This window comes from Rossellomorea sp. H136, from assembly GCF_056838065.1.
This window is the reverse complement of sequence record NZ_CM166371.1, coordinates 4,821,801-4,840,218: the sequence shown is the minus strand read 5'-3', so window position 1 is coordinate 4,840,218 and position 18,418 is coordinate 4,821,801. Positions and strand designations below refer to the sequence as shown.

Annotated in this window: 23 protein-coding genes; 10 read left to right on the top strand and 13 right to left on the bottom strand. The window is 41.7% G+C overall.

Going from position 1 to position 18,418, the window contains the following annotated elements; translation table 11 throughout:
- Positions 1-134 precede the first annotated feature (134 nt).
- Positions 135-1,294, top strand: a protein-coding gene (locus tag ACYH0O_RS24235) for an IS3 family transposase (RefSeq protein ID WP_482629156.1) whose coding sequence is annotated in 2 segments (ribosomal slippage) — positions 135-414 and positions 414-1,294 — 1,161 coding nt in all. Because the reading frame shifts where the segments join, the coding sequence is not laid out codon by codon here.
- Between the two features lie 59 nt (positions 1,295-1,353).
- Here ACYH0O_RS24235 and ACYH0O_RS24230 read toward each other — a convergent pair.
- Positions 1,354-2,715: a YjiH family protein gene (locus ACYH0O_RS24230; protein ID WP_482630650.1), complete on the bottom strand. Its 1,362-nt coding sequence runs from the start codon at positions 2,713-2,715 to the stop codon at positions 1,354-1,356.
- 411 nt (positions 2,716-3,126) lie between these two features.
- Here ACYH0O_RS24230 and sda point away from each other — a divergent pair, with 411 nt between their 5' ends.
- Positions 3,127-3,258, top strand: coding sequence for a sporulation histidine kinase inhibitor Sda (gene sda, locus ACYH0O_RS24225; RefSeq protein WP_149154865.1), 132 nt, complete (start codon positions 3,127-3,129; stop codon positions 3,256-3,258).
- 140 nt (positions 3,259-3,398) lie between these two features.
- On the opposite strand, the gene ACYH0O_RS24220 is transcribed toward sda, so the two are convergent.
- The gene (locus tag ACYH0O_RS24220) at positions 3,399-4,712 is read right to left on the bottom strand and encodes a short-chain fatty acid transporter (RefSeq protein ID WP_482630649.1); all 1,314 of its coding nucleotides are present in this window, start codon (positions 4,710-4,712) and stop codon (positions 3,399-3,401) included.
- A 203-nt stretch (positions 4,713-4,915) separates the two neighbouring features.
- Here ACYH0O_RS24220 and ACYH0O_RS24215 point away from each other — a divergent pair, with 203 nt between their 5' ends.
- Both ACYH0O_RS24215 and ACYH0O_RS24210 read left to right on the top strand, forming a co-directional pair.
- Positions 4,916-5,788, top strand: coding sequence for a Cof-type HAD-IIB family hydrolase (locus ACYH0O_RS24215; protein WP_149154863.1), 873 nt, complete (start codon positions 4,916-4,918; stop codon positions 5,786-5,788).
- A gap of 55 nt (positions 5,789-5,843) precedes the next feature.
- Complete coding sequence (locus ACYH0O_RS24210; protein ID WP_482630648.1) at positions 5,844-6,941, top strand: PQQ-dependent sugar dehydrogenase; 1,098 nt, start codon at positions 5,844-5,846, stop codon at positions 6,939-6,941.
- 74 nt (positions 6,942-7,015) lie between these two features.
- Here ACYH0O_RS24210 and ACYH0O_RS24205 read toward each other — a convergent pair whose 3' ends face one another.
- Positions 7,016-7,114, bottom strand: coding sequence for a putative holin-like toxin (locus tag ACYH0O_RS24205; protein WP_220154059.1), 99 nt, complete (start codon positions 7,112-7,114; stop codon positions 7,016-7,018).
- A 178-nt stretch (positions 7,115-7,292) separates the two neighbouring features.
- On the opposite strand from ACYH0O_RS24205, the gene ACYH0O_RS24200 reads away from it, so the two are divergent.
- A complete protein-coding gene (locus ACYH0O_RS24200; protein ID WP_482630647.1) occupies positions 7,293-7,670 on the top strand; it encodes a hypothetical protein in 378 nt (125 codons plus the stop codon).
- A 52-nt stretch (positions 7,671-7,722) separates the two neighbouring features.
- Here ACYH0O_RS24200 and ACYH0O_RS24195 read toward each other — a convergent pair whose 3' ends face one another.
- From ACYH0O_RS24195 to ACYH0O_RS24160, 8 genes are all read right to left on the bottom strand, one after another.
- On the bottom strand, positions 7,723-8,517 hold the full coding sequence (locus tag ACYH0O_RS24195; RefSeq protein ID WP_482630646.1) for an SDR family NAD(P)-dependent oxidoreductase: 795 nt from the start codon (positions 8,515-8,517) through the stop codon (positions 7,723-7,725).
- Between the two features lie 299 nt (positions 8,518-8,816).
- On the bottom strand, positions 8,817-9,464 hold the full coding sequence (locus tag ACYH0O_RS24190) for a TetR/AcrR family transcriptional regulator (protein ID WP_482630645.1): 648 nt from the start codon (positions 9,462-9,464) through the stop codon (positions 8,817-8,819).
- 34 nt (positions 9,465-9,498) lie between these two features.
- The gene (locus ACYH0O_RS24185; RefSeq protein WP_482630644.1) at positions 9,499-10,518 is read right to left on the bottom strand and encodes an ABC transporter permease; all 1,020 of its coding nucleotides are present in this window, start codon (positions 10,516-10,518) and stop codon (positions 9,499-9,501) included.
- Complete coding sequence (locus ACYH0O_RS24180; protein ID WP_482630643.1) at positions 10,508-11,245, bottom strand: ABC transporter ATP-binding protein; 738 nt, start codon at positions 11,243-11,245, stop codon at positions 10,508-10,510. Before ACYH0O_RS24180 ends, ACYH0O_RS24185 begins: the two co-directional genes overlap by 11 nt.
- Before the next feature lie 173 nt (positions 11,246-11,418).
- A complete protein-coding gene (gene bshB2, locus ACYH0O_RS24175) occupies positions 11,419-12,102 on the bottom strand; it encodes a bacillithiol biosynthesis deacetylase BshB2 (RefSeq protein ID WP_482630642.1) in 684 nt (227 codons plus the stop codon).
- Between the two features lie 33 nt (positions 12,103-12,135).
- Positions 12,136-12,483, bottom strand: a complete 348-nt coding sequence (locus ACYH0O_RS24170) for a YojF family protein (protein WP_482630641.1) — start codon at positions 12,481-12,483, stop codon at positions 12,136-12,138.
- Positions 12,484-12,658: 175 nt separating this feature from the next.
- Complete coding sequence (gene pdxK, locus ACYH0O_RS24165) at positions 12,659-13,468, bottom strand: pyridoxine/pyridoxal/pyridoxamine kinase (protein ID WP_482630640.1); 810 nt, start codon at positions 13,466-13,468, stop codon at positions 12,659-12,661.
- Between the two features lie 166 nt (positions 13,469-13,634).
- Positions 13,635-13,985, bottom strand: a complete 351-nt coding sequence (locus ACYH0O_RS24160) for a YflT domain-containing protein (protein WP_482630639.1) — start codon at positions 13,983-13,985, stop codon at positions 13,635-13,637.
- 146 nt (positions 13,986-14,131) lie between these two features.
- Between ACYH0O_RS24160 and ACYH0O_RS24155 the strand changes: the two genes are divergently transcribed.
- The 5 genes from ACYH0O_RS24155 to ACYH0O_RS24135 all read left to right on the top strand — a co-directional run bounded on the left by ACYH0O_RS24155 (position 14,132) and on the right by ACYH0O_RS24135 (position 16,665).
- On the top strand, positions 14,132-14,899 hold the full coding sequence (locus ACYH0O_RS24155; protein WP_482630638.1) for a DUF4230 domain-containing protein: 768 nt from the start codon (positions 14,132-14,134) through the stop codon (positions 14,897-14,899).
- Between the two features lie 15 nt (positions 14,900-14,914).
- Positions 14,915-15,586, top strand: coding sequence for a uracil-DNA glycosylase (locus tag ACYH0O_RS24150; protein WP_482630637.1), 672 nt, complete (start codon positions 14,915-14,917; stop codon positions 15,584-15,586).
- A 74-nt stretch (positions 15,587-15,660) separates the two neighbouring features.
- Entirely contained in the window at positions 15,661-15,831 is a 171-nt protein-coding gene (locus ACYH0O_RS24145) for a uracil-DNA glycosylase (protein WP_482630636.1), read from the top strand.
- A 135-nt stretch (positions 15,832-15,966) separates the two neighbouring features.
- Positions 15,967-16,260 (top strand): YwdI family protein, encoded by a 294-nt coding sequence (locus ACYH0O_RS24140; RefSeq protein WP_482630635.1) that lies wholly within the window; start codon positions 15,967-15,969, stop codon positions 16,258-16,260.
- 33 nt (positions 16,261-16,293) lie between these two features.
- Positions 16,294-16,665, top strand: a complete 372-nt coding sequence (locus ACYH0O_RS24135; RefSeq protein WP_482630634.1) for a DUF423 domain-containing protein — start codon at positions 16,294-16,296, stop codon at positions 16,663-16,665.
- 48 nt (positions 16,666-16,713) lie between these two features.
- Here the strand turns inward: ACYH0O_RS24135 and gerQ are convergent, their stop codons facing one another.
- Both gerQ and hemQ read right to left on the bottom strand, forming a co-directional pair.
- Positions 16,714-17,145 carry a spore coat protein GerQ gene (gene gerQ, locus ACYH0O_RS24130; RefSeq protein ID WP_149154986.1) on the bottom strand — a complete coding sequence of 144 codons (432 nt, stop codon included), beginning with the start codon at positions 17,143-17,145 and terminating at the stop codon, positions 16,714-16,716.
- Positions 17,146-17,438: 293 nt separating this feature from the next.
- Positions 17,439-18,185 carry a hydrogen peroxide-dependent heme synthase gene (gene hemQ, locus ACYH0O_RS24125; protein WP_482630633.1) on the bottom strand — a complete coding sequence of 249 codons (747 nt, stop codon included), beginning with the start codon at positions 18,183-18,185 and terminating at the stop codon, positions 17,439-17,441.
- Positions 18,186-18,418 lie beyond the last annotated feature (233 nt).

The following is an 18,418-nucleotide window of genomic DNA, read 5'->3' as shown; positions in this document are numbered from 1 at the left end:
CTACTTCCTTCAGAAAAAAGTTTATGAAAAGATAAAAACCCAGGTTCGAATTCTAGAGAGACCTAATAATATGAGACTGAATAAAACACCTTCAAGTAGTAAATAATTCATTTACATTTGGAGGTGTTTTTTCTATGGGTAATAAAATGTCCTATCCAGAAGAAGTTAAGAAAGAAGTTGTCCGTTTAAAATTAGAAGGTAAACATTCAAATCAAGAGTTAATGGAGATGTTCGGGATTAAGAATCGATCTCAGATTAAGACCTGGGTGAAATGGTTCAAGAATGGTGAGGCCCATCGTTTTGCTCAACCTCTTGGTAAACAATATTCTTATGGGAAAGGTCCTAATGATGAAAGTGAACTAGCCCAGTTACGAAAGAAAGTTGCTTATTATGAAATGCGTGAGGAATTGTTGGGAAAGTACAGGGAAATCGAAAGGAAGTGGTCCCAGAAGTATTCGTACAGACCGTAGAGATGTTTAAACATAAATATACCGTTATTGCCCTTTGTGAATGCTTTGGAGTGGCAAAGGCTACTTATTATCGTTGGCGGGGAAAGTCATGGGGCCCATCAGAATTAGAGAAGAAAATCATTGATATTTGCGGGGATTTGAAATTTCGCATCGGGCACCGGATGGTTCGTGATCTCTTGCGTAAAGAGCACAAACTCAAAGTCAATCGGAACACTGTACAACGAATTATGCAGAAATTTAATATTCAGTGCCGTGTTAAACGGAAAAGACAAAACTATATAGCTGGGGAAAGTAAAATCGTGGTGCCGAATTACTTAAACAGAGAATTCCATGCATCTAAGCCAAGTGAAAAATGGGTTACAGATATTACCTATCTTCCTTATGGTGAGAAAATGTTATATTTATCAACGATTATGGACTTGTATAATAACGAAATTCTTGCTTACACCATTAGTGATAAACAAGATAAAGCTCTAGTGCTAGATACGTTAAAGAGAGCGTGTGAAGGTCGTGATGTATCTGGATGCATCCTTCACAGTGATCAAGGGTCTCAATATACATCGTATGATTTTCAGGAAGACGCAAAAAAAAGAGGCATTATCACAAGCATGTCCCGACGAGGAAACTGCTTTGATAATGCCGTCATCGAATCCTTCCACTCCTCTTTAAAGTCAGAAGAATTCAGCCCTCTGGATCGAGGGAAACTAACCAACCATACAGTACGAAAGAAAATAGAATCGTACATGTATTATTATAATTATTGTCGTCCTTTTACAAAATTAAACTGCCAGACTCCGGTAGAATTTAGAGTCATGGCAGCTTAGGTGCTTTATTTAGTCTTATTTGACTGTGTCACTCCATTCCGAACCTGGGTTTTACTTCATCAAAAAATCATATGAGCAATTGCAACAATCACAAGTAAAGTCAAGAATGTACGTTGTAAGAAGATGATCACTAAGTCTTTGAAATCAACCGGGATCTTAGAACCTAGTAGCAGTCCCCCGACTTCAGACATGTAGATCAATTGTGTTACAGATAAACAAGCAATCACAAAGCGTGTCAGCTCACTTTCAATTCCAGATCCAAAGATGGCTGGAAGGAACATATCGGCAAAACCGACAAGGATCGATTGAGACGCTTCTGCTGCCTCTGGAATTTGAAGAAGCTCCAGTAAGGGAATTAGCGGCATACCGATGTATTCGAAGAACTTTGTATTCTCCGCTACGATCAGTGCTGTAGTACCGATTGCCATAACGATGGGCGCAACCCCCATCCACATATCCAACACATTTTTCATTCCATCAGTAAAAAACTTAGAAGTACTATTGTTATTCTTAGCCTGAACAAGGGCTTGTTCATATCCATAACCTACGCGGCTATAGCCTTCTGGAATGACTTCCATCGTGTTCTTGCCTTCTTGATCATTATAGTAAGTGTCAGGCTTACGGGATAATGGCGGGATTCGTGGCAGCACGATTGCGGCAATAATTCCTGAAATTGCTACAGTTATATAGAAAGGAATGAAGTATTTTCCAAGACCAACCTCAGAAATGACGACTAGACTGAAGGTAATGGATACAACAGAGAATGTCGTACCAATGATCGCTGCTTCCTTCTTCGTATAGTATCCTTCTTCATATTGCTTACTTGTCAGTAGCACCCCGATCGTTCCGTCTCCTAACCAGGAAGCTAAACAATCGATGGAAGAACGCCCGGGTAAACCGAATACGGGACGCATCACTTTCGTTAAGAGAGCACCGAATAATTCAAGTAGACCGAAATTTAATAATAAAGGTAGAAAAAGTCCGGCAAATAAAAATACAGAGAATAGAATAGTGAGAAGTCCATCCGGGTTTAATAGAAGTCCACCCGTTGCGTCTGACCAGATCCATTCAGGCCCTAATTTAAATAGAGTCATGATTGCAAACACAGCACCTAGTACTCTGACAAAAACCCAAACAGGTCTTACATCGAACAGGCTTGTGAAAAACGGAGATTTTTCAATGAAAGCCGGGCGTACGAACTTAGTGATAAAAGTCCCTAATACGGTAAGGATGATTAATCCTGTCATAATCGTAGGTACATAGCTTCCAATCCAGTCCTGTAATAGTCCTGAAAGAATGGCGATTGGTATCGTGATCCCGTCTTCCTGTGGAATCGGAACCATAAAAAGAAAAATTCCCAATAGGGAAGGAATGATAAATCGTAAATGACTTGTTAATGTAAAGCGATGTTGTCGATTCATAAATTCACCTCAGATGTAGTTATAACGGAAAATGAAACATTATTCATTCTAATGCATACATATAAATTTGTCCATAAGAAGTTCCCACAAGGGGGATTATGCATTACCTAGCTGTTTTTCCCAAACGGTGTGAAAGTGAAACATAAAATATTGAATGATCGATCTAGTAAATGAATGTATACAAAAAAGAAAGCGCTATCTTTCGGTACCTCTCTATTTTACTAAAATTTTTAAAAATTTCAATTATAAGATGAAAAACATTTTTATTTCTCACATTTTAAGTGAAAAAGTCTGAAGTTACGGGGGATTATTACCTAAAAAAGATTATTAGCTATTTCTATAATGAGGTTTAAGTAGTATGAAAGAGGGTATTAAGAAATTCATACCTTGGTAAGTCAGGAGTTGTAATCGATGACATCGTTAACGATACTTACGGAAGAGCAATTGGCTAATGTCTATCAATTAGCACAGGAAGAAGGATTGGAAGAAGAATTTATTGAGATGTTAGAAGGAGAGCTGGAAAGAAGAGAAGTTGCTCGATAGGACCTAAAATAAAAACAATGAAACGCCATACATAACGGCTGATCTCCAAATGAAGGTCAGCCTATTTTTATTTTCATAAGACAATAGTGCCCTGGTGATTCTCAGGCAAAGTCGAGACACTCTGAGGCACTTTTAGTTTTTTATAAGAATAGTAATCCAAGGGAAATGACGACTCCACTAATGACAAGGATAATTACGCAGTAACCCATAATATCCTTCGCCTTTAACCCTGCGATCGCTAAAGCAGGCAATGCCCAGAACGGCTGGATCAGATTTGTCCAGGCGTCTCCCCAAGCAACAGCCATAGCGGTCTTAGCCACAGAAGCATCCAGTGTTTGAGCGGCATCAAGCATAATAGGAGCTTGGACGGCCCACTGTCCTCCCCCGGAAGGAACAAAGAAGTTCACAATCCCGGCGCTGAGGAAGGCGAAGAAGTAAAAGGTCACATCATTTGAAATCGATACAAAAGCCTCGGACATGACGACAGCAAGACCAGATGCAGTCATCATTCCCATGATTCCTGCGTAGAAAGGGAATTGAATGACAATCCCGCTAGCGCCTTTGATCGCTTCCTGTACAGCCGCAAGAAAGCGCTTTGGCGTCCCGTGAAAGAGAATGCCCAGGAATAAGAATAAAAAGTTGACGATATCTAAATTGAGGGAGAAACCGTTTTGAACAAAATATGAAAATAGGAAAGCAATCCCGAGAACGGCAACAATAATTGATAGAATCATACTGTTTTCCAGGCGCTCAGCAGGTGTTAATGCCTCTTTTTCAAGAGTGGCGGCTGTTTCATTAAAGATTTCAGGATCTACGGTTACAGTTTCTTCTTTTGACGGCATCAGCATCCTGTTAATGACCGGAAGAACAATAAATAGAGCTAACACAATCAGGACATTGAACGTAGCGAAGATCGTCTCACTTGTCGAGATGACACCGATCATATCTTGGAATGGATGATCGGCTGTTGCAATCGATAACGGAATGGAACCAGAGAACCCTGCATGCCAGACAACAAATCCGGAATAAGCACTGGCAATCAGCAACCGGTAATCGACCCCTTTCACCCGCTTTGCCAACTCTTTCGCAAATAATGCCCCGATTACAAGCCCGAAGCCCCAGTTGATCCAGCTGGCAATCATCGAAACGACAGTAACAATGACAATCGCGGAACCAGGTGATTTCGCAAATGAGGCAAGAAAACCAAGAAACCGTTTAAACAATGGACTGCTTGCCAGTACATACCCCGTAACAAGCACAAGGACCATCTGCATGGAAAAGGCAAGCAGGCTCCAGAATCCGTTACCCCAATACTGAACCATTTCGAGGCTTGAACTTTCAGTGAAGATAAGACCAAATCCAAATACGGCCAAAGTTAAGATGATAACAAATAAAAATGGATCTGGCAGATAGCGTTGCATGATCTTATTAGAGAATGAAATAAGTGCTTTCATCTTTTAATCCCCCTTATTAAATACCTACACTTTCTATTCTTCTATAATGATTATTGAAAACCCTTTCATTTTTATGAATTAACTGAAAATAAGAGTGTGTGTATGAATTTTGTTAAGAGTAAGTGACATAAGTACAAGAGGATAAATATTTCATGATACAATGGCTAAATTAATAACATTCAACGTTAGGAAGGTGTCTACTTATGATTACATGTATCGCAACAGATATGGACGGTACTTTATTGAATGAAAAACAGGAAATCAGCGAAGCCAACAAACAAGCTATCCTGGATGCGCAACAGCAAGGAATAGAAGTCGTAGTTGCCACAGGAAGATCATATGAAGAAGCTCGCTATGTCATACAGGAGGCCGGTATCTCATGTGATATCGTTTGTGCCAATGGAGCAGAGGTTCGAAATAAAAAGGGTGAAATAGTCTATCAGGCAGGCATTGAATCAGCACAAGCGAAAAAAATTGCCGCTGTCTTAAACGAAACCGGTATTTACTTTGAAATCTACACAGATCAGGGAACATACACTGAAAATTATGAGATGGGCGTCGAGTTGATCGTCGATATTTTCACGACAGCCAACCCTGAAGTATCAGAAGAGCAGGTGAGGCAAGCAGCCAAAGAACGATTTGATAAAGGTCATATCAAATTAGTTGAAGATTACGGGGTTTTATTCGAGGACGCTTCCCAACTTGTTTACAAGTTTCTTGTTTTCTCTTTTGATGAAAAGCAATTAACAGAAGCTAATGAAAAATTAAATGAAATAACAGGTATTGCCATTAGCTCGTCGGGTAAAGAAAACATTGAAGTGAATAGCCTTGAGGCACAAAAAGGAGTCGCTCTGCAGAAGCTACTGAACGACAAAGGGCTTTCAGCGCAACATGCCATGGCAATGGGTGATAACCTTAACGACCTATCCATGATGAAAGTTGTGGGAAGACCAGTGGCCATGGGGAATGCCCTGGATCAGGTAAAAGAGTTCTGTCCATTCGTCACGGCAACAAACCGTGAAGACGGTGTCGCAAAAGCGATTCAGGAAGTACTTCAACAGACGGCAAACTCATGAGAACGTCTTCTGTTGTCCATACTGGTAAAAAAAGTGAATAAGGGAGCTTGAAAAAATGGGAAACCGAATCAGAAGTCGTTCGTTCTTATTCGTCATTGGTCTTAGCTTGCTACTTAGTGCCTGCTCAATGGGACAGCCAGATGAACAACAGGAAGAAAGCGAATCCGTCAGTAAACCGAGAGTCGAAAGCAGCGTGATCGCACAGAATCTCTCCATTCCCTGGTCGATTCAAAAGCTTGATAATGTATTCTACATCTCCCAAAGGACAGGGGATATCATTGAAATAAAGGATGGCAAGAAAACCGTTGTGAAAACCAATCTTTCAAAGCCATTATCTAAACGGCCAGAAGCGGGGTTGCTGGGATTTGTGCTTCATCCGGATTTTAAAACAAATCAGCAGGCATATGTCTACTATACGTATGATGACTCAGGGGACCCGTACAACCGTGTCGTAGTATTGAAGCGAACGGAAAATCAATGGAGTGAGGAAAAAGTATTGCTGGACCGTATCCCAAGCGGTCAATACCATCATGGTGGACGGTTGGAAATCGGTCCGGATAACAAGCTTTACATTACGGCAGGGGATGCGACTCAACAGGATAAGGCTCAGGACCTCTCCTTTCTTGGTGGGAAAATTCTTCGGATGAATTTGGATGGTGGAATACCAGACGACAATCCATTTCAGGATTCTTACGTATACAGCTACGGCCATCGCAATCCTCAGGGGCTGGCATGGAACAAAGCTGGAGAGCTTTATGAAACAGAGCACGGACCTAACGGATATGATGAAGTGAATCGTATCGAAGCGGGCAACAATTATGGATGGCCAAAGATTACTGGGGATGAAAAAGAGGGTTCCTTGATTTCGCCTCTCACTCACTCCGGAGAACCATCATGGGCCCCGTCAGGAGCGGACTTTTGGAAAGAAGATTTAGTATTTGCCTCTCTCGCCGGTCAAAGTGTAAAGCGATTTAACCCTGAAACCGGGAAAGTATCAGACTTGCTGACGGACTTTGGTCGTATTCGGGACGTGCTTGTGGAAGGTGACACCCTTTACTTTGTATCGAATAACACAGATGGACGCGGGATCCCCCGGGAGAATGATGATAAATTGTATGAGGTGGATTTGAATTCATTGACAATTGAAGAATAAGAAAGAGATACCTTCCTTAACGTTGAGCTGAGGGAGGTATCTTTCGCAAAAAAATAACACGCTAAAGAGCGTGTTTATGAATTCTTATTCTCATCATTGTCTTTATATTTCAGAATAGCGATCACAAACATCCCAAAGCTGAGCATCAGAGATAATACCTCAAACGTATTCATGAATACATCGCCTCCTTATTTAAAGGCTTCCCGGACATAAGATTGTCCTATACGCCGCGATAAATAAAAACATAAAAACCTCAAATATTTAGCGAAGTCATTTCAATAAAGGAAATCAATGGTGTTTTATTTAATATGAAATACAAGGATGAAAACTCTTTGAAAGGGATGTGGTGACATGAATGGAAAACGGATACTCTCATTTTTTCTCGTTCTCATTTTACTTAGTGGATGTGGAGGAACAGATGATCAACCGGTTCAGGAAGATCTGGATTCGTCTGAAGTGAATTCCGATTTGCCTTCACCTGATTCCAATCAGACGGCAGATAAGGTAGATGTTCTTGCCAACGATGAAAAGATCATAGAGATGTTAAAAAAGACCGGCGTGATATCTGAAGATGCTTCCCCCGAAGAGATAGAAAAAGCTCTTCAAAAATATCTTAAAGATAAAAATAGCAATCAACTGATTAATGAAAAAGAGAAGAAGAAATACATTGAGGAGATTAAAAAGAAAATCCAAGAGGGGAATTCTTCCGAAGGTGATACAGATAATTGAAAGAAACAAGCAAGGATGAAAAAATCCTTGCTTGTTCATGTGCGGCCACTCATTAGCGCATGACGCTGCCGCCTGATATTTTCACTGATTCACCAACAATGTTCCGAGCGGCATCACTTAGTAGATATACAATCGTATTTGCCACCTCAGTCGGTGAGGTAAGCCGTCCAGAAGGAATACTTTCTTTCGCGATCTCCAATTGCTCCTCATAACTTCTGCCTTCACGTTCGCCTTTTGATTTTATGGCGATTCTTCCCATATCGGTATCTACATAACCCGGGCAAATGGCATTCACTCGTATGTTGTTTTCAATCGCTTCATGGGCAAAGGCTTGTGTAAATCCGGTTACGGCAAACTTAGAAGCACTGTACGCGCTATTTCCATGTGTCCCTCTTAAACCTGACAGGGAAGAGATATTGACGATGGAACCACTTTTCTTATCCTTCATTTGGTTATAGACGGCCTGTGAGAGCTGAACCAGTGAGAAGTAGTTTAACTCCATTATATTTCTCAGGTCTTCTTTGGATAGACTCTCGACCATATCACCGCCGCCTATCCCGGCTGAGTTCACGAGACCTGTGATGGGGCCGAGCTGGTTTCTTGCTGCCGATAGAAGCTTTTCGCGATCTTCAGTGTTGGTAAGATCCGCTATATATAGGAAGACCTTGTCTGAGTCCCGGCATTCGTTTTTCAGTTGTTTCAGCTTTTCTTCATTTCTTCCTGTAATCGTCACCTTTGCGCCTGCCTGAACGGCCACTTTCGCCGTTTCAAATCCGATGCCGCCTGTGGCACCAGTAATGAGGATATGCTGGTCTTTCAATGTGTTTTCATGGAAAAGGAAACTCATTTTTTTACCTCCTTGTGTTGTATAGTAGGATTTACCCGTTTCGGGGAGGAGGAAAACAGGTGACTGCGGAGTGGAATGTCGGTTTTGAAAATAAATTCGTGGTTTTGAAAATAAATGGTGGAGAATTGAAAATAAAAATGGAAATTTGAAAATAAGTAGGATGAAATTGAAAATAAACCCCTCATTGCATGAACAAGACGAATCAATATCTGCGTCCAGGATCCATTTTCAGTCCCAATGGTCCTTTACAGCCTAAAAAAAGAACCCCAAATCTCTCATTTGGAGTCCTTTCTACACGTTTATCCCTTACCAATCCCATTCACAATCATCTGCACCGTCATGTCGATCTCCTTCTCGTCATCCCAATCGGCTTCAGGAAGGAAGAGGTACCGGACAAGCAGCAATCCGAAGATACTGGTGGCTGAAAATCGCACGACTGTGTAGGAAGGGAGGTCGATGATCTGTCCCTTTTCTTTATAATGATCGACGAGCCTCACGAATTTCTCGACCACTTTTTCAGCGATATGCTCTTTGAATTGTTCCTTCAGCTCAGGATGGAAAGGGATTTCTTGTATTAATATTTTGAAAGCAGTCATGTTTTCCTTCAAGAATTCCTGCCGATTCAAAATCATCGCTTTCAGGAAATCTTCATACCGATCATATTTCGCATCGAGCACTTTATTGAGATCCCGGATTACAAATGGGGCGATCAGCTTGGCCATCGTAGGGGATACAATCGAAAGAAGCAGGTCTTTCTTCGTTTTGTAATGCCGGAAGATAGTTCCTTCTGCGACGCCGGCTTTTTTTGCGATTTGACTGGTAGAGGTGGAAGCGTAGCCTTTTTCTGCAAACATTTCAATGGCTGCCTCCACGATTTTCTGTTGCTTTTCAGTCAGTGTTTCTTCCTGATCAAATAGCTGTTTAAATATATTCTTTTCTTCAGTCATGCTTTAAACCCCTAACTTGTCGTTCATTACTTACCTATATTTTACGGTATTTTCTGAGGGCTGCAACATTGAGAACGATAAAGAGTATAGAAAACCCAATCAATACCGATAAGTTAAAGAGCAAACCCTCAAAAGCAAACCCCCGTATCATCACATCTCTTAAAGCATCCGCAGCATAATATAGAGGGGTGATGGGACCGATCCAGCTCAGCCATTCAGAGATCGTATCTAAATTAAATAATCCTGAAAAGAATATCTGAGGCACGACCACAATCGGAATGAACTGCATCATCTGTAATTCATTCTTGGCAAAAGCCGATAGCAATATTCCAAGTGTCAGGGCCGTGAATGATAATGATACAATGATGATCAATACATTGAAAAAGCTTCCTTCCATCATCATATCCAATACATAGATGGCATACCAGGAAATCAAGGATGCTTGCAGGAGGGTGACGATACCGAAACCAAGGACATAGCTGACAACCATTTCCCAAATCTTGATCGGGGAAGCAAGCAACCTCTCAAGTGTGCCCGTCGTTCTCTCTCTCAGGAAAGATACCCCGCTGATCAAAAAGACAAAGAAGAAAACGAAAAAGCCCAGAAGTACTGGTCCAAAGGAGTCAAACATCTCCATGTCCCCGCTTCCGTACACAAACTCAATCTGATCTGATAGTTTTGGAGAGTTGGAGGGAAACAAAGTTTGAATTTTTTTCATCACAGCACCGTTGACTGTGGGGTCACTTCCTTCAATGACAATCGAAGGGGAAGTAGGGTCCTCCTCGAATGAAATATAGCCATCCAGTTCACCATTTTTAATGTCTTTCAAGGCCTTATCGGGACTCGCATAAGATTGAAAATCCTTCGTATCGAATTTCGCTTCCAGTTGCTGTGGCAGATCGACAATCGCCACTTTTGCGTCGTAATCATCCGAGTTAAATACGAGAGACAGCATGCTGAGTATCAATAATGGAGCTAAAAACATCAAAGCCAATGTTCGTTTATCCCTTAGCAGCTGTTGAAGAATCCGAATGACAAAACCTCTAATCCGCAATGGAAACACCCCCATTTTTCAAAAATACATCTTCAATCGAAGTAACTCCATACGTTTCTTTAATGGCATCCGGTGTATCGCTTGAAATGATTTCTCCATGCGATAGGAGGCCAAGCCGGTCACATCTTTCTGCTTCATCCATCACATGGGTTGTAATGACAAGGGTTCTGCCTTCTTCCTTAAGACGGTGAAAGCTATCCCATATTTCCTTTCTTAAAACGGGATCAATCCCGACAGTCGGTTCATCTAAAAATAAGACTTCAGGCTCATGCAGAAGAGCAATGGCAAGGGAAAGCCTTCTTTTCATTCCTCCTGAGTACTGATGGACAGGCTTATAGAGGTTATCAAGCAGATCTACGGTCGTCATCACTTTTTCAATTTGTTCTTTCCTTTCAGCTTTCTTTAATCCGTAGAGGGAAGCCATAAAGGATAGGTTTTCTTTTGCGGTCAGCTCATCATAAAGGGCATCGGATTGTGCCATATATCCGATGGATGGATACAGCTCATTTGCTTTCAGCTTGCTCCCTTTGAAAGTTACACTCCCTGTCGAGGGGGTTTCGAGACCGATCATAAGCTTGATTAAAGTCGTCTTACCCGAGCCAGAGGGTCCTAATAATCCATAGATATCACCTTTTTGAATGTTGAGAGAAACGCTTTTCAACACTTCTTGAGAGCCGAATGATTTGGACAGCCCGTTCAATTGGATGATGGATTTCAATTGAATCACACCTTTCGGAGATTAGTAAGTGATTACTCACTAATAATATAAAGTATGCCGGGTGAATTGTAAAGTGAGTAATCACTCACTAACCAGTTATACTTATTCTATTCACAAAATGATTCCTTAGAAGTGCACAATTAAAAAAGAGCTCGAGCAAAGCCCAAACTCTTTTAAAACCATTATTCTACTGTGTCATTTTCCCATTGGTAGCTCCAGAATCGCTCAACAGTCACCCATTTTAATGCTTCAGGGTCATTTTGCTGAATGCCTTTTTCTAAATCCTTGAGCATCCATGCTGTTTGGGAGATATGCGCCTTCATGGCATCAATTTTTTGATCTTTAACTGGTGTGATATCAACAAGGATATCCGGCTGTCCTAACGCTTCCTCACAATTCTTGGAGAAGGCAAGGCAGTGGAGCTTCGGTCTTGATGCTTTCGGCAAACGTCGAACGGCACGGACCACAGCTCTTGCAGTTGCTTCGTGATCGGGGTGAACGGAGTAGTCCGGATAGAAGGTGATGATGAGTGAAGGATTTAATTCTTCCATTAACTCAGTCACCATGTTTGAAAGCTTTTCATCATTTTCAAATTCAAGGGTTTTATCCCGGTATCCCATCATGCGTAAATCCTGTATTCCCATCACATCGGCCGCTTTTTGTAATTCTTTTTTACGAATCAGTGGAAGCGACTCTCTTGTTGCAAAGGGTGGGTTCCCTAAGTTTCTTCCCATTTCCCCTAATGTGAGGCATGCGTAGGTGACGGGTGTTCTATTATTCACGTGAGTGGAAATGGTTCCTGATACACCAAATGCTTCATCATCGGGGTGGGGAAAGATGACGAGTACTTGTCTTTCTTTTTCCATTTTGACCTCTCCTTTTATATTGATTCTAGTGGTTTAGTTGAAAGGTGTCGGGCTGATTTCAAGGGCAACGGCCAGTTTCCCGTCGGCGCCATGTCCTGCAAGTAACAGGCGGCCCTCTTCATCGAATTCATAATGAGTCAGTCCTTCAGCATAAATCCAGCCGACTTCAATTTTCAAACCGACGCGGTAAGGTCCGTCCCCGATGATCTTCCCGTGCTCATAGTTGACCTTCGCGTTGCGGATATAGGCTCCGGCTGAAAAGAAGCCCTCATTAAAGTGAGATGCATAGGCTCCGTTGGTAGTTTCTAAATGTATATAAACGTCCTGACGGGCAAGCTGGGTAATGATCCCTTGCACATCAGCAATCTTAATCGGTTCCATTCTTTTTCCTCCTTAAATACAGAAAAGACTCTTAACCATTATGTACTATCTTACTAAAATTCATGAATGAATGCGAAAAGTATGATTGGGGGAGGATGTACTTTTTGAAAGGTCCGTCCCTCAAAAAAAGTGCCAGGCACGAGATCATTCTTTCGTGCCTGGCACCAGCCGGTAATTATTTTTCTAAACGATTATAGGCACCATGCATGACAGGTCCAACGTATTCGTTCAGTTTGAAGCCATGTTTGATGGCTGCTGTAACAAAGGTTTTCGCGTTTTGTACAGCTTCTTTCACGTTTTGTCCATTTGCAAGGTTTGATGTGATGGCTGCTGCGAAAGTACAGCCGGCACCGTGGTTATACGTCGTTGCTACTTTCTCTTCTTCAAGTAGAGTGAATTCGTTTCCGTCATAGAATAAATCAAGAGCTTTGTCATGTTGTAATTGCTTTCCGCCCTTGATGACAACATGTTTCGCTCCAAGGTCGTGGATTTTCTTTGCGGCTTCCTTCATTTCATCAATGGTCTTGATGGGACCTGACCCGGCAAGCTGACCTGCTTCGAACAGGTTAGGAGTCACTACGGTAGCGCGCTTGAGCAAATGCTCTCTCATGGCATCCGTTGTTTCAGGGTTTAACACTTCATCTTCGCCCTTACATACCATTACAGGGTCGATGACGACTTTATCCAAACCGAATGCATCGATTTTCTTCGCTGCAAGCTCAATGATCTCGACTGTACCGAGCATGCCTGTTTTCATGGCATCGATTCCGACAGAAAGAACCGTTTCCAGTTGTGCTTCCAATGTATCAATGGATAATGGATGTACCTGGTGGTGCCAATGGTTGTTCGGATCCATCGTAACAACCGTTGTAAGAGCCGTCATGCCATACACGCCATGCTCCTGGAATGTTTTAAGATCAGCTTGGATACCGGCTCCACCGCTTGTATCGGATCCAGCGATCGTAAGGGTTTTTTTCAATGTCATAGTTGCATTCCTCCTAAGAAAGTAACTTGTTATAATTGTAAAAGTCTGACTAAAGAATATAATAATGGACGGGTAAATACAAATTCTTTTGACTATGGCTAGTTACAAAAAAAGACGCCGGGAATGATATCCTCGACGTCTTTTTGGATGGGATGGATCGTAAAAATTAGAATGGTTTCGCATCATTAGTTGTTGCTTCTTTGGAAGCGACGATGACAAGCTTTCCTTTATCGAGTTCTTCTTCATAGACATCTGCTTCTGCCTGGTTCATCCCCACGGACTTCATTTTCAAACGTAATTCATCTCCGCGGCTGTTGAATAGGTTACTCATGGACTCAATGATTCCTTGTTCTTTTATACCGGTGGATTCCGTATGGGTTGCTTCAGTAATATGTTCAGATCGATGTTTGTCATGGGCGAACACATAGATTTCATCTTTTGAGTAGCCTTCACTTGTAAACATTTCAATTTCTCTTTTCGCTTCTACCACATTTTCAGCTGTTTGAATTTTATACATAATCATTACCTCCAGTTTTAATTTAATGTCTTGTCCCTTCTTTTCCCGGTTGTACAAAAATCAAACTTTCCATAATATAGAAATACTTTCGAGAGAATAATTGTTTCCAAGATTCTACATTATTTCCTATAATAGAAGAGAGGAAGGTGAAGCATTTGACAAATCAATACAAGAAAATACAAGAAATTGAGGCGATTATAGCAGATTTGAAAGCAAGTGAAAGAGAAACCGGTGCCTCTTTGGCGTTTGAAAATAGAAGTAGTAGACGTTTCCCGGCTTGGAAATTAACAACATCCGTTCTGTCCTTTTGGAAAAATAGAGTGTTGTTGATTATCCTTCTTTTCATCCTAATAATAGGGGGAGTATCCATAGGGGTCTATTCGTGGTTATCCGGATCTACCTTTACAGAAGAGAAGGGGGCGTTTGTCGAACGAATTCAAGAGATGAGTTCCCTGGCGACGGCTCAAGGGTTTGTAAAGGCCGTGATCGAGCAGGAGGATAATCAATTATTCGGGAAAGACATCAATACGGATATACCCGGGACAAAACGGAAGCTTCTGATGGTAGTACCCGGAACCGTCCTGGCAGGGGTTGATTTACAGGGAATCGATGAAGGCGATATAGTAGTTGATGAAGTGAAGAAAGAAATTCAATTAGCCCTGCCGCGTGCAGAGATTCTTCAGGACCCTTCCATTGATACTGAGAACATTAAGACCTTCTCGGTAGAAGGGATATTCAGAAATGATGTGGACTGGAATGAAGGGTTTGCCCTTGCGGAAGTGGCAAAGGACCAAATCAGTCAGGAAGCGGTTGAGCAGGGATTGCTTCAAGCCGCGGAGAAAAATGCTGAGAAATCGTTGAAGGGTTTCTTTGAACAATTGGGCTATGACGTTGCGATTCAATTTAGGGACTAGAAAGGATGTCTAACAGTGACAAAGATTTTTCAAAACGATTGGGCAGACATTCTGGAAGGTGAACTCCAGAGGGAGTACTATCAGAGCTTGAGAGAATGGCTTAAAGGGGAATATGAAACGAACACAACTTATCCTTCTATGCATGACATCTTCAATGCTTTTCATTATACAGCTTACGAAGATGTGAAGGTTGTATTGCTTGGACAAGATCCGTATCATGGACCGAATCAGGCAGAAGGCTTAAGTTTTTCTGTCAAAAAAGGAGTCAAGATTCCGCCGTCGTTACGAAATATGTATAAAGAGCTTCATGATGATATCGGATGTCAGATCCCTCCTCATGGCTCCCTGGTAAAATGGGCAGAGCAAGGTGTCCTGCTGTTAAATACCGTCTTAACCGTACAAGAAGGGAAGGCGCACTCCCACCGGGGAAAAGGGTGGGAACAATTCACAGATCATGTCATCTCGATCCTGAATGAACGAGAGAAGCCGATGGTATTTATTTTATGGGGGAAACCCGCTCAGGCGAAACAGGCGCTCATCGATTCTTCCAATCACTATATTGTGACGGCTCCTCATCCAAGTCCATTATCTGCACACCGGGGTTTCTTTGGAAGTAAACCATTTTCAAAAACAAACGGATTTTTAAGGGACCATGGGATAAAAGAGATTGACTGGTGTATCGAATAACCGGATGTTTCACGTGAAACAATGGATGGCCCCTCATATATGGAGGGGTTTATTTTGTATAAGGGGGATGCCAAATGAAAAATGAAAAGCGTATCAACTGCTTTCAATGTCAATATTTCTATACAACCTGGGAGCAGGCTCACCCCAGGGGTTGTAAAGGCTACGGATTCAAAACGATGGCCATGCCTTCACTGGTGGTTTTCCAATCCTCAGGAAGTCCCTGTATGAAATTCAAGCCTAAGTGAAATGATGACAAGAAGATATTTGCGAAATCCTTCATTTAGAATTAGGATAGGGATGTAGGTTCATCAGAGGAAGTACATACTGTATGTAAAAAGATAAATCATGTACGGGAAGACTTGTGGAAGGAGTCATCAATTGTGAATATCCCACATCAATCATTAATAAAGAAAATAGAACATGAACTCGGAAAAGCAAAAACAGCGGAAAAGTCACAGCAAATCCGAGAGCATGTGTATTCGATAAAGGCTCTATGTGAAGTTTTGTTGGAGGAAAACCACGGGGCAGCTACTGCAGCATCTTCGTTTCAAACCCAACAAACGATGCCATATTTACAAGCGTCACAACCGAGTCAGAAGCCTGTCACCATCCAGAAAGAAGAGCCTCTGGAGACGGATGACGGAGCGAATGGAAATTCGTTATTCGACTTTTAGTCACTAAGTGAAAGAAGGAACAGGAGGGCCATCATGAAAACATTTATTATTATTGGAGCAATTAACGCCTTTTTATCGGTCGCTTTAGGAGCATTCGGTGCCCACGCGTTGGAAGGGAAAATCTCACAGAAGTATATTGATATTTGGAATACCGGAGTTCTCTATCAGATGTTTCACGCGATTGGAATCATCATTGTCGGGGTTCTGATGGGGAATGTTACACCAACCTCATTACTGTCCTGGTCCGGCTGGCTGATGCTGATCGGAACGGTATTATTCTCAGGAAGCCTTTATGTATTAAGCCTATCCGGAATTAAGGTCCTTGGAGCAATCACACCTCTAGGAGGCGTCAGTTTCTTGGCAGCATGGGTGCTTCTGATTGTCTTTGCAGTAAAAACGTTATAAAAAATAAGAAACCCTGACAGGAAAATATTCTCCTGTCAGGGTATTTTTTTATCGCTGGGAATAACTTTGCATAGAGCCTCCAGCTCCATACGGATATTCATATTCAATTTCTTCATCAAATGTAATGTAGTCTAAATAAATCATTGGGATGAGGTACCTGGTCCCTGTTTGTGGATCACTCAGGATAAGATGATCCCGGCCCGCGGCTTCTATGATTCCTTTGAAGATTTTTGCATTCCATTCTGTATTGTTTTCAAACGTAGTGTAAACAGTCGCTACTTTTCCTTTGTTCAAACGAAGAATATTCTCGATATACGATTCTTCAATAGGTAGCATCCCCTGAATATTTTGTGTAGGGGCTGGAGCACTCGTCGGTGGAGGTACTTGGAAACCTCCACCACCTTGCTGTTGGGGATAATATTGTTGACCCTGAACTTGCCCTCCTCCATAATATTGACCATATGGATTATACCCTTGCATATACGGGTTTGATTGTTGATTCGCCAAACCGAATACCTCCTTTTAATAAAGTTAGAATACTTTCGGACAATCTCTATGAGCAGGCTGATAGAAACAGTGGGACTTCCAGAAGTTTCACTTCCTTCTCGTTATAAGGAATAACAGCCACCTCACTTTTGAAGATACTATCTGTCTCACTATTTCATGTCTATGTAGGGGGAGAATAATATATTCGTTTGTTTTTTGAATGAGGAAGACGAACTTTTTTCATGAAAAAACGACAAGCCGCGAGGGCTTGTCGTTTATGTTTGTATTTAGTTCACGTGAAGGAATTTCGCAATTGCATCTTCTTTTAATAGATTACCTACATAGAAGGTACCGAATTCGCCGTAGCGTGCACTTACTTCATCAAAACGCATTTCGTATACAAGCTTTTTGAATTGAAGGACGTCGTCAGCAAATAGGGTCACACCCCACTCGTAATCATCAAAACCAACAGAACCTGTGATGATCTGTTTAACTTTTCCTGCGTATTGGCGGCCGATCATTCCATGACTTCTCATCATGTCGCGACGCTCTTCCATCGGCAGCATGTACCAGTTATCATTTCCCTGGCGACGCTTGTCCATTGGATAGAAGCAGATATGATTCGCTTTCGGAAGGATCGGGTAGATGCGCTCCTGTACATATGGATTATCATAAGGATCGCCCTCAGATGGCATGTAATTGCCAAGTTCCACTACAGAAACATAAGAGTATGTCGGAATCGTAAATTCAGCAATTTTCAGCTTGTTGAATTCATTTTCCAGCTCATTTAATTCTTCCATAGTAGGACGAAGGATCATCAGCATGAAGTCTGCTTTTTGACCAACGATCGTGTAAAGAGCGTGACTTCCTTCTTTCGCATCCTGCGTGCTGTTTAACTTATCTAAGAAACGGTGGAATTCAGAAATCGCCGAGGATCTTTCTTCACTCGGAAGCATCTTCCAGGACGTCCAATCCATCGCGCGAAAATCATGCAGGGAATACCAACCATCTAACGTTTGTGCCGGTTCTGCCATCGTAATCACTCCTTAAAGTACTTTTTCCAACTTTACTATATCATAGTTTGGCCTTAGAGTAAGAATACAAAACCCAATGTCGTTAAAATGGCACAAATGGTGGATAGGTAACGGATATCTGGAACACACTATCTTCGTAGATTATTACATAGGCTTAGGGTTGTAGAAGAAAGGGTAATAGGAAATAGAAATTATTAGAAAACAAAGACTTTTTCTGTGAAACCGATATCATT